This is a genomic window from uncultured Chitinophaga sp., from assembly GCF_937898475.1.
Classification (GTDB): Bacteria; Bacteroidota; Bacteroidia; order Chitinophagales; family Chitinophagaceae; genus Chitinophaga.
Window position 1 is genome coordinate 147758 of the sequence record NZ_CALEJS010000040.1, and the last position, 12554, is coordinate 160311.

Genomic DNA, 12554 nt, shown 5'->3' on the forward strand with positions numbered 1-12554 from the left:
GTGGAATCAAATCGAAATATGATCGATCTTGAATTTTAATTTTCCATTGGGAGCATGCACATCCGCAATCTCCCCCACCTGCTTACCCAGCAGCCCTTTACCGATAGGGGAGGTAACAGAGATCTTACCCGCTTTCAGGTCTGCTTCTGTTTCAGACACCAGCTGGTAAGTCACCGTTTTCTTATTAGCAACATTAGTGATCGTTACCTTACACAAAATCGAAACCTTAGATGTATCAATAGAATCAGCCTCCACTACCCTGGCCGTTGCAATCGCATTTTCCAGTGTGGCAATCTTGGCTTCATGAAGCCCCTGCGCCTCTTTAGCCGCATCATATTCTGCATTCTCCTTGAGGTCCCCTTTCTCCCTCGCTTCCGAGATGGCCCTGGCAATTTCAGCCCTTCCCTTAGTCTTGAGCATGTTCAGCTCCTCTTTCATTTGCTCAAGGGTTTCTTTCGTTACATAGTTAACGCCAGACATAACTTTTTGGGTTTTAGAAATAAGAAAAAAAAATCAACGCCTCCATTTGCACAGAAGCGTTGTACTATGTGGTATTTTTACAAATATAGCCCCCATGGTGGGAAATTCCAAATCGCAGTGCAAATACCAATACCAAATTCCAAAATGCGGAGATCTTCGCTACGATCACTTTGGAATTTGGGTTTTGGAATTTGGAATTTAAATATTCAACTTGTCTAACACATATTGCGGCATTTTAATGCTTGCTTCATGGGAGTAGCCGGCAATGTGGGGGGTTAATACAACATTGGGGAACCGTAACAGCTTTTCAAACTGCGCCTGTTCTGCTGCACTGTAGGTAGCCAGCTTTTCATTTTCCAGTACATCCAGGCATGCGCCCGCGATGGTACCGGTTTCCAGGGCGGCAATAAGATCAGGGGTGTTCACGATCTTCCCCCTGGCTGTGTTCAGGAAATATACCGGTTTGGCAAACGCGCTGAAAAAAGCAGCATTGGCCAGGTGATAGGTTTCATCTGTCAGCGGCAGGTGCACACTCACTACATCTGCTTCGGCATAGAGCTGCTCCATACTGGCTTCCTGCACATAACCGGCGCTGAAGCCGGTTTTATACTTATCATAGGCCAGTATTTTTACATCAAAGCCCTGCAGCTTGCGTGCAAATGCACCACCGGTATGGCCATAGCCAATAATGCCCACTGTCTTGCCATTCAGCTCAAAACCCCGGTTGCCGTCGCGCTCCCATATACCGCGCTGCAACTCCAGGTTGCTCTTCAGCACATTGTTCATAAGGCACAGCAGCATGCCCAGGGCCTGCTCGCCAACCGCATCGCAATTGCCTTCCGGGCTGCTTACACATCGTATGCCCTTGCTCTCAGCATACGGCACATCTATCAGCTCCATACCAGAGCCCAGGCGGCCTATCCACTGCAGCTGCACCGCGCGGTCCAGCAGTTGTTTATCTACTTTAAGGCGGGTGGTTACGATCATACCCGCGCACTCAGGGATGGCGGCCAGGGTCTCATCATAAGTAACAGAGGGCCGGTAGATCACCTCATAGCCGCTTTTTTCCAGTCTGTTGATCAGGTACTCATGTACTTTGGCGGTAATTAACGCTTTCCTGCTCATATCATCTTGTGCGATAATGCTACGAAATCTGCTACAGACAGCTCCTCGGCCCTTTTGCTGAAGATACTGTCCTGCAGGTATGTTTTGTCAAATAATCCTTTCAGCGGGTTCCTCAGCTGCTTACGCCGCTGGTTGAAAGCCGTTTTTACCAGGGTAAAGAACTTCCGTTCACTGGCAATATCATAGCCCTGCTCCAGGCGCGTAATGCGGATCACAGCAGATTTTACCTTGGGCGGCGGGTTAAAGCACTGCTCATGCACCTCAAACAGGTACTCTACCTTGTACCAGGCCTGTATCAGTACGCTCAGAATGCCGTAATCCTTGTTACCGTGCCCTGCAGCAATACGCTGGGCCACCTCTTTCTGGAACATCCCCACCACCTGCGGCACCTGGTCTTTCCACTCCAGTACACGGAACATAATCTGGGTAGAGATGTTATAGGGAAAGTTGCCGATAATGCTGAAAGGCCCTTCAAAAGGCGGCTGCATCTCCAGGAAGCTCTGGTTGATGATCTTCCCTTTAATAAGGGGGTAGGTCTGCTCCAGGTACTGCACCTTCTCGGTATCCAGCTCTACCGCCCGGAAGCTGATATCAGGGATCTCCAGCAAATACTTAGTAATGGCACCCGCACCGGGCCCCACCTCCAATACTTGCTGGCCGGGAATTACAGGTAAGGACTGGACAATCTTCCTGCTCATCTGCTCGTCTCTGAGGAAGTGCTGACCCAGCGATTTTTTAAGTGTATACATCGTTAGGGGTCAAAGTTAGTATATATGAGTATATTTGTAAGCTATTTTGGCGTTTCAAGCATGAGTAACACGCATATCAACAAGCCGGTAATCGGCATCACCGTAGGTGACCTCAACAGCATAGGCACAGAGCTGGTGATCAAAACCTTTGCAGATAACAGGATGCTGGAGTTTTGCACACCGGTGATCTTTGCGTCTAACAAGACCATCAATTTCTACCGGAAACTGATGAACGAGAGCAATTTCAACTACCAGAGCCTGAAAGAACTCAACCGCCTCAACCATAAGCAGGTGAACGTTTACAACTGCTGGGAAGAGGAAGTGCAGATAACGCCCGGCGTGCTGAATGAAACCGGCGGAAAATATGCCGCCCGCTCACTCGCCGCCGCCATCCAATGCCTGAAAGACGGGGTTATACAGGGACTGGTAACCGCCCCTATTCATAAGAAGAATATCCAGACCGCCAATTTCAGCTACACCGGGCATACCCCCTACCTGCGGGATGCCTTTAACGCCAAAGATGTGCTGATGTTCATGACGACAGATAATATGCGCGTCGGACTGCTCACCGAGCATGTGCCCGTGGCAGAAGTGGCTAAATATGTAACCAAAGAAAATATCCTGGCTAAGCTGACGCTCATGAAAGACAGCCTGGTAAAGGATTTCGGTATCGATAAACCCCGCATCGCCGTGCTGGGCCTTAACCCGCATGCAGGCGATGAAGGCCTGATAGGCGATGAAGAGATCAAATACATCACCCCGGCCGTTAACCAGGCCAAAGCCAGCGGCATACTGGCCTTCGGCCCCTACAGCGCCGATGCCTTCTTTGCCCGCAGCATGTACCTGCAGTTTGACGGCGTACTGGCCATGTACCACGATCAGGGCCTGATCCCCTTCAAATCACTGGCCAGCGGCGAAGGTATCAACTACACCGCCGGACTGCCCATTGTGCGCACCTCTCCTGACCATGGCACTGCCTTTGACATTGCTGGCAAAAACCTGGCAGACGCCGCCTCCTTCCGGCAGGCTATCTTCAGCTGCCTGGATATACTGGAAAAACGTCAGACCTACGAGGAAAACACCCGCAATCCACTAAAGAAGATGGAACTGGCATCGGAATAGCGCTGTTAGCTGCCAGCTATTAGCCATAGGCCATGCCAGCTGCTAACAGCTACAAATGGAATGCAGCCATTTCAAGCATGCCGTCACCGGGCTGGTAATAGTCCCTGTTGCGGCCGTGCATAATGTATTCTACGGCCTGCATATCATAGATGTTATATACTTCTGCGTTCAGCAGTTCAAGTGTGTTCAGTATTTTTTTACGGCTGTAGCGGTGAAACTTTACGTTCAGCGCTCTTTCTGCCAGCTCTCCTACTTCGATGGCCATGCTGCGGTGCATGGGATTGCTGATCTCCTCCGGTATCAGGCCATAGTCCATGATCACGGTATTGCGGCCGTTACGGGTAGTAAAGCACTGCATAATATCCCGGAACTGCTCTTCCGTAATGTAGTGGATGATGCCTTCAAATATGATGATGGTGGGCTGTGCCGCATTGTAGCCGGCATCTCTCAGCTGGCGTTTCAGTTGAATTGTATTGGTGATGTCTGTCTGTATAGACACGGGTAAAGGCAGGTGTGAGGACAACTGCGCATAGATGCTGATCTTTTCATCCATCCATGCCTGGTCTACTTCAAAGATGCCATTGAGCAGCTGGGGATAATCTTCACTGAGGGTAAGGGCCAGGGGATCAAGTCCCGCCGCAATGATGCACACCTGTTGCCTTGGGTACCTGTTAATGAACTGTTTGATCAGGTACCGCACCATTCTTTTACGCAGCCTTATTATCGCTCCAAAATGAGCGCTGATATTGTTCATCGCTACAGCCAGATCCTGTACAGCGCTGAAATCGATGTACTGCATGTACTTTCCGCTCAGCCCTTCGGTATACAGGTCTTTTACGTACGACAATACAAGTGCCGAGGTGGGAGCCACTCTCAGCCGGGATCCAGGGGTATTCATGGGAGTAACATTTACTGAATGAAAAGGCCGATCTATGGCTTCTTATAAAGTTATTTCTTAGAACTGAAGTAACACCGCAGTCATGGATGGCTGGTTCAACCGGTTTTCCCGGGTTTAAGGTAAGATTGAATGGCGTTTACGTAGCTCTCAAAAGCCAGCCGTCCTGCGCCGGTTATCCTGCAGAGGGTTTGCGGGTAATTATCACGGAACTGTTTAATGACCTCAATATAGCCTGCTTCCTTCAGCTTATTGATCTGCACACTCAGGTTACCAGCTGTAGCATTTGTTCTTTCCTTCAGTAAGGTGAATTCCGCTTCCTGTACACTCACCAGTATTGACATTACTGCCAGTCGAAGCTGCGAATGTAAAACAGGGTCCAGGTCTTTAAAATACATCATCACACGCTGCTCAATAGTTAACGATAAGTGTAAAGGTAAGAAATGAAGTTCATGGTCTATAGCCCACAGTCCATAGCCTGCCCCATCAGGTAAGTCGTCTACCTCGTTGGAACATGCCATAGACTATGGACCATGGTTTATGGACTACTTTCCTGCCTCCTCCAACAACTGTTTCGCTCTTGCTTCACCCCAGTGCGGAGCGATGCTGTCGGCGGGTTTGAAGGCGGCGAATTTTTCGAGGGACAGCTTCAGGGTTTCTTTTGCCTTCGCCTTATCGCCTCCAAACTGTTCGGGTGTGTAGTAGAGGGCCTGGCCTTCCAGCAAATACACCCTGGGGTTTTCGGGGTTGATCTGCTTGGCTTTCTGGATCTGCATACCGGATTCAGGGCCGTATTGAGCGCCCCGGCCCGGCGGATCTACAGAAATGCGTACGGTAGCGATCAGGGATTTGATCAGGGCTACTTCATCGCTGTTCTTGTTCAGCTCATCGGCTTTTGTGGCATTGGCCTCCGCCTTGTCTGCCAGCTCGTCCATCCTGGTTTTGTCCTGCTGCATGAAGGCAGACATCACCTGTGCATAGGCGGCATAGTAGTAGGGCAGCCACTGGCTTTGCTCGGTAGCGGCTATACGTTCAAAGGTGTTGGAAATCTCCAGCAGCGTTTGGGGGTTATAGCTGCTGCCCTGGTCTAAAAGAGCTACCTGTTTGGCCATGGCCTCCTGGTACTGCGGACTTTGCGCTTTAACGCCAACAGCAGCGAAAGCCGCTAAAAAGAAGAGAAGGGTAAACTGTTTCATATATCCGTTTTTAGTTTTTAGATGTATACAATGATGCAATAGTGATTACAGGTTGTTGATCACATCCTGGCGCCTGTCTATACCAAAGTTCATGAACATGCCTACAAACACGAAGCGCGGGGCATTGGGCACAATCTCTTCCCTGCGCAACCTGTCGGAAGAATAACGGTAGCCATACACCTGCTTGATGTCAAATACGTTGGTAACAGATACCACGAACACCGTGAATGCCTTGCCCACTGTGGTCAGGTAGCTGGCGCTGAGCCCCAGGGTATTGAAGTCGATTGTCTTTTCAGACATGAACTTGCTTTCCGGCAGGTTGGGATTATAATACGGCCGCCCGGTAGCAAAGCTGTAGGTAAGGCCTATATTGGTCGTGATCTTCGGGAAGTATTTCTTCATTACCAGGCTGGCGGTATGTTTGGCCGCAAAATCCGGCTGCACTTCAAAGGGATAGTACAGGTAATTGCGTTTGGTATCAAGGTAAGAGTAAGATACCCAGTAGTCCAGGTTTTTCACCGTCTTACGATCCCGCCAGAACAGTTCTATCCCTTTTGCATAACCGGTTCCCGTGGTAGATGTATCGGGCACCGTCTTTACCAGGTCTTTATACTTTTTGTAGAAAGCTTCCACGCGGAAGGTATAATCGCCTGCAACCCGCTGAAAGCTGCCAATGTAGTGGGTAGCTTTCATATACCCCAGCTCATCGCGTTTAAAGCGGAGGTACTGCGGCTCCGGCTTCTGGTAGTAATCGCCGTAGGCCAGGGAGAACTGGCTGTAATCATCCAGCTTATAGGCCAGCGATGCGCGGGGTGCAATATTCACTTTATCAAGGATGGAGGAATATTCTGTACGTCCGCCAAAACGCCCTACAAACCTGGGCGTGAAGTAAACATCCGTTTCGGCAAAACCGGCTGCATAGTTATCGTCATAGTTGGCGGCAAAGCTGTTAAAGCGGGACCTTTCCGTGGCATACTGGTATTCGCCGCCAAAACGCAGTACAGACAGTACGCCCAGGCTCTTGCTGAACATCAGCCTCAGCTGCCCCAGGTTGGAATTGCTACGTATACTGGTTTGCGGTGTCTTCTGCAGGGTGTCAATGGCGATCTTATCGCGGTTGGCGCTGAAAGAAAAACCGGTGTTCACCCGCCATCCCTTGCCCAGGCTTTCCTTATAGGTGAGGTTCGTATAGATGTTCTGGTTACGCACATCAAACTGTTCCTGGTAGCCGGGATATTCAATGCTGCTTTTGCGGAAGCCCATTTTGCTCCAGTTGCCATAACCATAGAACTTAATGATACCGGTAGAAGAGGTTTTCCTGCGGAAATTGGCAGATGTACCAATGATCTCCGGCGATATGCTGGGCTCCTGTTTAGGCTTGGCCACATCAAAATAAGGCCCCAGGTTGGTGTAATCCGCTTCAATACCATAAGAACCTTTCTTGTCTTTGGACAGTTCATCCAGTCCGCCGCTGATGCCGATCAGCGAAGCGCCCAGGCTATACGAAGAGCGGGCGGGCAGATCTTCCGATTCCAGTACCAGCGCAGAAGAAAGCCCCTGTCCATATTGGGCGGAGTAGCCGCCGCTGCTGAAGGTGGTGCCTTTAAACAGGAAAGGGGAGAAACGCCCCCTGCCGGGCATATCGGGCAAGCTGGTGAAGAAGGGGTTGCGTACCAGCAGGCCGTCTATAAAGATCTGCGTTTCGTAACCGGTGCCACCGCGTACAAAGAGGCCCTCACGGTCATTGGCCTGCTGTGTACCAGGCAGTGTTTTCAAGGCCTGCACAATATCTGCAGTGGCGCCGGCGGTGGTAACGATGTCCAGGGGTTTCAGCACGGTGTGCTGTTTATCGCTGCTGGCTTCAAAGCTCCCGGCAGAGATGGTTACCGCTTTCAGCTCATTTACCGCTGTTTTCAGCATCAGCGTAAGATGCAGCGGGCCGCCTACGGTAACGGGCTGTTCCAGGGTTTGGAAGCCCATCAGGCTGGCCACCAGCACCTGGTTACCCTGGGCAGTAGTGGTAAAGGAAAAGCTGCCGTCTGCCCCGGCAGTAGCGCCGTCATAGGTGCCTTTGATATAAATATTTACGCCCGGCAGGGGTCGTTTTCTGGCATCTGTAATCTTACCAGCGATCTTATGCTGGGCAGACAGCATGCCTGGGATGAACAGACAGAATAATAGGGAATAGTAAATTTTCGACATGGCGGAAGAAGATTTACGTCAAAAATAGGCTGGTTTACAGTGTAAACAAAGTTACAGGATAAACAAATCGGCCAACAAAGGGGCGATTTCCGGTAAAAGCGGGGAATTTGCCGGTAAACTTAGCCGCCTTTGAACCAATTGATTATCAACTGATTTCCATGTTCCATCTTCGTGAGCACCAATAGTTAACCGCGCTGTAATGCAGTACCATTCAGGCTTTGATAGGAGATATCTCCTTGTTGATCCCTTGTTACTCCCTTATTGATCCCTGGTTCATCCCATTCTAATAAGGAAGGAAATATCAAGGGATGGAAATGGAATAGAGATGATGTCGGGATGGGATCACCTGGAATTATAGCAGCAATAAAAAAGCCATCCCGCGTAAGCAGGATGGCTTCTTGACTAAGATTCAATATGTTATGCGAAGCGGGGCTTCAGCTCATTGGCTAAAGCTACCATACGCTTGATACCGTCTTCAGCGAGGTTACCTTTCTTGAACTCGTTGAGCACATCGGGCAGACGCACTTCCATTTCATGCAGGAAGGATTCTTCGAAAGCTCTTACGCTCTTAACGGGTATTTCGCGCAGCAGGCCCTGGGTACCCAGGTAGATCATGGCTACCTGTTTTTCTACAGAATAGGGGCTGAACTGGGCTTGTTTCAGGATCTCCACGTTACGGGCGCCTTTGTCCAGTACTGCTTTGGTAGCAGCATCCAGGTCGCCGCCGAATTTGGAGAAGGCCTCCATTTCGCGGTACTGGGCCTGGTCAAGTTTCAGGGTACCGGCCACCTTCTTCATGGATTTGATCTGGGCGTTACCACCTACGCGGCTTACGGAGATACCCACGTTGATAGCGGGACGTATACCGGCGTTGAACAGGTTGGATTCCAGGAAGATCTGGCCATCGGTAATAGAGATCACGTTGGTGGGGATGTACGCGGATACGTCGCCTGCCTGTGTTTCGATGATGGGCAGCGCGGTAAGGGAGCCGCCACCTTTTACCAGGTGTTTGATAGACTCCGGCAGATCGTTCATCTGGCGGGCAATTTCGTCCTTGGCGATCACTTTGGCAGCGCGTTCCAGCAGGCGGCTGTGCAGGTAGAATACGTCGCCCGGGTAAGCCTCACGGCCGGGGGGACGGCGCAGCAGCAGGGACACCTCGCGGTAAGCTACCGCCTGTTTAGACAGATCATCATAAATGATCAGGGCAGGACGGCCGGTGTCGCGGAAGAATTCACCGATAGCAGCGCCTGCAAACGGAGCGTAGAACTGCAGCGGGGCAGGCTCAGAAGCAGAAGCGGCAACGATGGTAGTGTAAGCCATAGCGCCATTGTCCTGCAGGGTTTTCATTACACCTGCAATGGTGGAGGCTTTCTGGCCGATGGCTACGTATATACAATATACAGGCTTGCCTGCATCGTAAAATTCTTTCTGGTTGATGATGGTATCGATACAGATCGCGGTTTTACCGGTCTGGCGGTCGCCGATCACCAGCTCACGTTGTCCGCGGCCGATGGGGATCATGGCGTCTATCGCTTTGATACCTGTTTGCAGGGGTTCTTTTACCGGTTCGCGGTAGATAACGCCGGGGGCTTTACGCTCCAGGGGCATTTCATACAGTTCACCGCTGATAGGGCCTTTACCGTCTATCGGTTCGCCCAGGGTATTGATCACACGGCCTACCAGACCTTCGCCTACCTTGATGGAAGCGATACGTCCGGTACGGCGTACTTTATTCCCTTCTTTAATTTCGGAATACTCACCCATTAATACCACACCCACATTGTCTTCTTCCAGGTTCAGGGCAATTGCTTTGGTACCGTTCTCAAATTCCACCAGTTCACCGGAGCGAACGTTATTCAATCCATATATACGGGCAATACCATCGCCCACCTGCAACACTGTCCCTACCTCTTCCAGGTCGGCAGCAGCATTGAAGTTGCTTAATTGCTGGCGCAATATCGCCGAAATTTCATCAGGTTTTATCTCAACCATAATTATGCTTTTTAAAAGGGTAATTGCTTATTTTTTAGCTGTTGGCGGTTAGCGGTTAGCGATTAAAGCGAGATTCAACTTCTAATAGCTAAAGCTAACAACTGATAGCTTTTTATCTGATATTGGGTGTGTAAATGTTCTGTGTAAACTGTTTCTTGATATCCTTCAGGTCGCGGAGCACAGAGGCATCATACAGCCTGTCTTCTGTTTCCAGCACAAAACCACCTATCAGATCCGGTTCTACGGCTATTTCCAGTTCGATCTTCTTATCTGTTCCAGCTTCTACTTTCTGCCTGATGGCGCCCAGAACGGCGGCATCTATGGGTACTGCAGTAGTGATCTTCACATTGCTGATGTTCTTCAGCTGGTTATATTGTTTTTCGAATGCTGTAGTTATTTCGGGCAGATTGCTTTCACGGCCTTTTATGACCAGCAGTTTGATAAAGGCGTTAGAGATCGTGCTGATCCTGTTCTCAAAGATGGCGGTGAGTATCTGCTGTTTTTTATCCGGTTTGATGATGGGGCTCTTCAGCAGGTTGGCCACGTCGCGGTTACCGCGAATGATCTGCTGCAGCACCTGCATATCTGCGCGCACTGCTTCCAGCTGGCCTTTTTCAGCAGCCAGATCCACCAAAGATTTTGCATACCGGGATGCGAGACGGGGATTTACCATATTTTAAGCTGTTGGCTATTAGCTTTTAGCTGTCAGCGTTAGACGCTGACAGCCGGCTGCTAACTGCTGTTAGTTCAGTTTAATGCTTTCTGCCTGTTGTTTAATGTATTGTTCCTGGGCTGCTTTATCAGACAGCTCTTTTCTCAGCACTTTCTCTGCTACTTCAATAACGAGGTTACCTACCTGGTTCTTTACATCGGTGAGGGCTGCCATCTTCTGGTTTTCGATAGCAGTGTATGCTTCGTTAATGATCTTTTTGGCTTCTGCCTGGGCCTGTGCCTTGGCTTCGCTGATAATCTGGTCTTTCGCGTCTTTGGCCTCTTTCAGTATCTTGCTTCTTTCTGCTTTAGCTTCTGCCAGTACGTGCTCATGCTCTGCCTTCATCTGCGCCATTTCCTCTTTTACTCTTTCAGCCGCTGTGATAGCGTCTGCTATAGAGGTTTCCCTTTCCTTGAGTGTGGAAAGAATGGGTTTCCACGCGAATTTCTTCAGGATGAGGAAAACGATAACGAATATTAAGAATGAAATGGTAAACAAGCCTAATGCCGGCATTAACAGATCCATGATTCAGAATTTATGTTTGGTTCGCATTTATTTAATAGCATTACTGCATCCATTGCCCTGTGCGCCGGATGCAGTAATAAATGTTGTCTTACAGCACTACTGCCAACAGACCTGCGATAACGCCGAACAGGGCAACACCCTCTACCAGCGCAGCAGCCAGGATCATGTTTGCACGGATGTCATTAGCAGCTTCCGGTTGACGAGCGATGGATTCCAGCGCGCTCTTACCGATGTTACCTACACCGATACCTGCAGCGATAGCAGCAATACCAGCACCAACGGCACCACCAGCCTTAGCCAGACCAGAAGTAGCAGCAGCCTGCAATAAAATTGTTAAAAGAGCCATAGTTTAATGTATATATGTTTGTTAAGAAAATTTGCTGTTTATTAATGATGATGTTCATCATGACCACCTTCCATGGCCTGGCCGATGAACACGGCTGTCAGGTTCGCGAAGATGAAGGCCTGGATAAATGCTACCAGCAGTTCCAGCATCATCATGACGATGTTGAAGGCGATGGTTACCGGTAAGAATCCGTAACCGGCGATCTTGCTGAGAGAACCGAAGATAAACACCAGTGAAATAATGCTCAGGATGATGATGTGACCTGCCAGGATGTTGGCGAACAGCCTGATGGCCAGTGATACCGGTTTGGTGAACACACCGATCAGTTCTACCGGGGCCAGGATGAATTTAACGCCAAACGGAACGGGCGGGTTAAATATGTGTCCCCAGAAATGTTTGTTGGAGCTGAACAATATCGCGATGAAGCTGATGATAGCCAGTGCGGCGGTTACGGCGATATTGCCGGTAACGTTGGCAGAACCGGGCAGCAGTCCCATCAGGTTATTGATCAGGATAAAGAAGAAAATAGTGAGTATGAAGGGTGTGTATTTTTCGTAGTGTTTACCGGGGATATTGGGTTTTACCACTTCATCACGCATGAAGATGATCACCGGCTCTATCAGGCTCTGGAAGCCTTTGGGCGCCTGTTTGGAACCACGTACGCGGTAGGCTTTGGCTACATTCAGCATCAGCAATACCAGGATGATGGCGGCCACCAGCATAGAGGTGATGTTCTTGGTCATGGAGAAGTCGTAGATCTTCTCGCCGGTAGGATTATCGTTAGCATCTACTGCGATCACTTTACCATCGGGGTACTGGCTGGCATCCAATCCTTTCTCGTGGAGATAGTGGGCGTTTACCAGGCGGTAACCTTCGTAGGAGGCGTGGCCATGCTCAAAGCGGGAAGAGGAGAACACTTTCAGTCCTTTTCCGGGGCTGTAGATGATCACCGGCAGCGGCAGTGTAACCGGGGTGCTGCCAAGATCCATCAGGTGCCAGTCATGGGCATCTTTTACGTGGCCCAGGATCACTTCCTTGGCGTCGAATCCCTTTTCTTTCTGCTCACCATGTGCAGCAACAGCGTGCTCATCATGCTGTGCAGCGGCATGTACATCTTTTTCCTCATGTGTTTGTGCCTGAACAGATGAGTTAATTCCAACTATGTTAAAGGCTAGCAAGAGCGCTATCAGACTATGTTTGAACAGTT

The 12554-nt window shown here is 49.9% G+C and carries 13 protein-coding genes; 1 reads left to right on the forward strand and 12 read right to left on the reverse strand.

Going from position 1 to position 12554, the window contains the following annotated elements; genetic code table 11:
- Positions 1–6: 6 nt before the first annotated feature.
- From greA to rsmA, 3 genes are all read right to left on the reverse strand, one after another.
- Positions 7–480, reverse strand: a complete 474-nt coding sequence (greA, locus tag Q0577_RS23905; RefSeq protein WP_298740829.1) for a transcription elongation factor GreA — start codon at positions 478–480, stop codon at positions 7–9.
- 198 nt (positions 481–678) lie between these two features.
- On the reverse strand, positions 679–1605 hold the full coding sequence (locus Q0577_RS23910) for an NAD(P)-dependent oxidoreductase (RefSeq protein WP_298740831.1): 927 nt from the start codon (positions 1603–1605) through the stop codon (positions 679–681).
- The gene (gene rsmA, locus Q0577_RS23915; RefSeq protein WP_298740833.1) at positions 1602–2354 is read right to left on the reverse strand and encodes a 16S rRNA (adenine(1518)-N(6)/adenine(1519)-N(6))-dimethyltransferase RsmA; all 753 of its coding nucleotides are present in this window, start codon (positions 2352–2354) and stop codon (positions 1602–1604) included. The genes Q0577_RS23910 and rsmA overlap by 4 nt, the downstream gene beginning before the upstream one ends.
- A gap of 24 nt (positions 2355–2378) precedes the next feature.
- Between rsmA and pdxA the strand changes: the two genes are divergently transcribed.
- Positions 2379–3476, forward strand: a complete 1098-nt coding sequence (pdxA, locus tag Q0577_RS23920) for a 4-hydroxythreonine-4-phosphate dehydrogenase PdxA (RefSeq protein ID WP_298740835.1) — start codon at positions 2379–2381, stop codon at positions 3474–3476.
- A gap of 49 nt (positions 3477–3525) precedes the next feature.
- Here the strand turns inward: pdxA and Q0577_RS23925 are convergent, their stop codons facing one another.
- The 9 genes from Q0577_RS23925 to atpB all read right to left on the reverse strand — a co-directional run bounded on the left by Q0577_RS23925 (position 3526) and on the right by atpB (position 12525).
- A complete protein-coding gene (locus Q0577_RS23925) occupies positions 3526–4374 on the reverse strand; it encodes a class I SAM-dependent methyltransferase (RefSeq protein ID WP_298740837.1) in 849 nt (282 codons plus the stop codon).
- Between the two features lie 95 nt (positions 4375–4469).
- Positions 4470–4892 (reverse strand): transcriptional regulator, encoded by a 423-nt coding sequence (locus Q0577_RS23930; RefSeq protein ID WP_298740839.1) that lies wholly within the window; start codon positions 4890–4892, stop codon positions 4470–4472.
- Between the two features lie 24 nt (positions 4893–4916).
- On the reverse strand, positions 4917–5567 hold the full coding sequence (locus Q0577_RS23935) for a hypothetical protein (RefSeq protein WP_298740842.1): 651 nt from the start codon (positions 5565–5567) through the stop codon (positions 4917–4919).
- A gap of 45 nt (positions 5568–5612) precedes the next feature.
- Positions 5613–7769, reverse strand: a complete 2157-nt coding sequence (locus tag Q0577_RS23940) for a TonB-dependent receptor (protein ID WP_298740844.1) — start codon at positions 7767–7769, stop codon at positions 5613–5615.
- A gap of 417 nt (positions 7770–8186) precedes the next feature.
- Positions 8187–9764 (reverse strand): F0F1 ATP synthase subunit alpha, encoded by a 1578-nt coding sequence (atpA, locus tag Q0577_RS23945; protein ID WP_298740846.1) that lies wholly within the window; start codon positions 9762–9764, stop codon positions 8187–8189.
- A gap of 112 nt (positions 9765–9876) precedes the next feature.
- A complete protein-coding gene (gene atpH, locus Q0577_RS23950) occupies positions 9877–10437 on the reverse strand; it encodes an ATP synthase F1 subunit delta (RefSeq protein ID WP_298740848.1) in 561 nt (186 codons plus the stop codon).
- A 69-nt stretch (positions 10438–10506) separates the two neighbouring features.
- Positions 10507–11001, reverse strand: coding sequence for a F0F1 ATP synthase subunit B (atpF, locus tag Q0577_RS23955; protein WP_298740849.1), 495 nt, complete (start codon positions 10999–11001; stop codon positions 10507–10509).
- 88 nt (positions 11002–11089) lie between these two features.
- Positions 11090–11347, reverse strand: coding sequence for an ATP synthase F0 subunit C (atpE, locus tag Q0577_RS23960; protein WP_298740851.1), 258 nt, complete (start codon positions 11345–11347; stop codon positions 11090–11092).
- 41 nt (positions 11348–11388) lie between these two features.
- Positions 11389–12525, reverse strand: coding sequence for a F0F1 ATP synthase subunit A (atpB, locus tag Q0577_RS23965; protein WP_298740853.1), 1137 nt, complete (start codon positions 12523–12525; stop codon positions 11389–11391).
- Between the last annotated feature and the right edge of the window lie 29 nt (positions 12526–12554).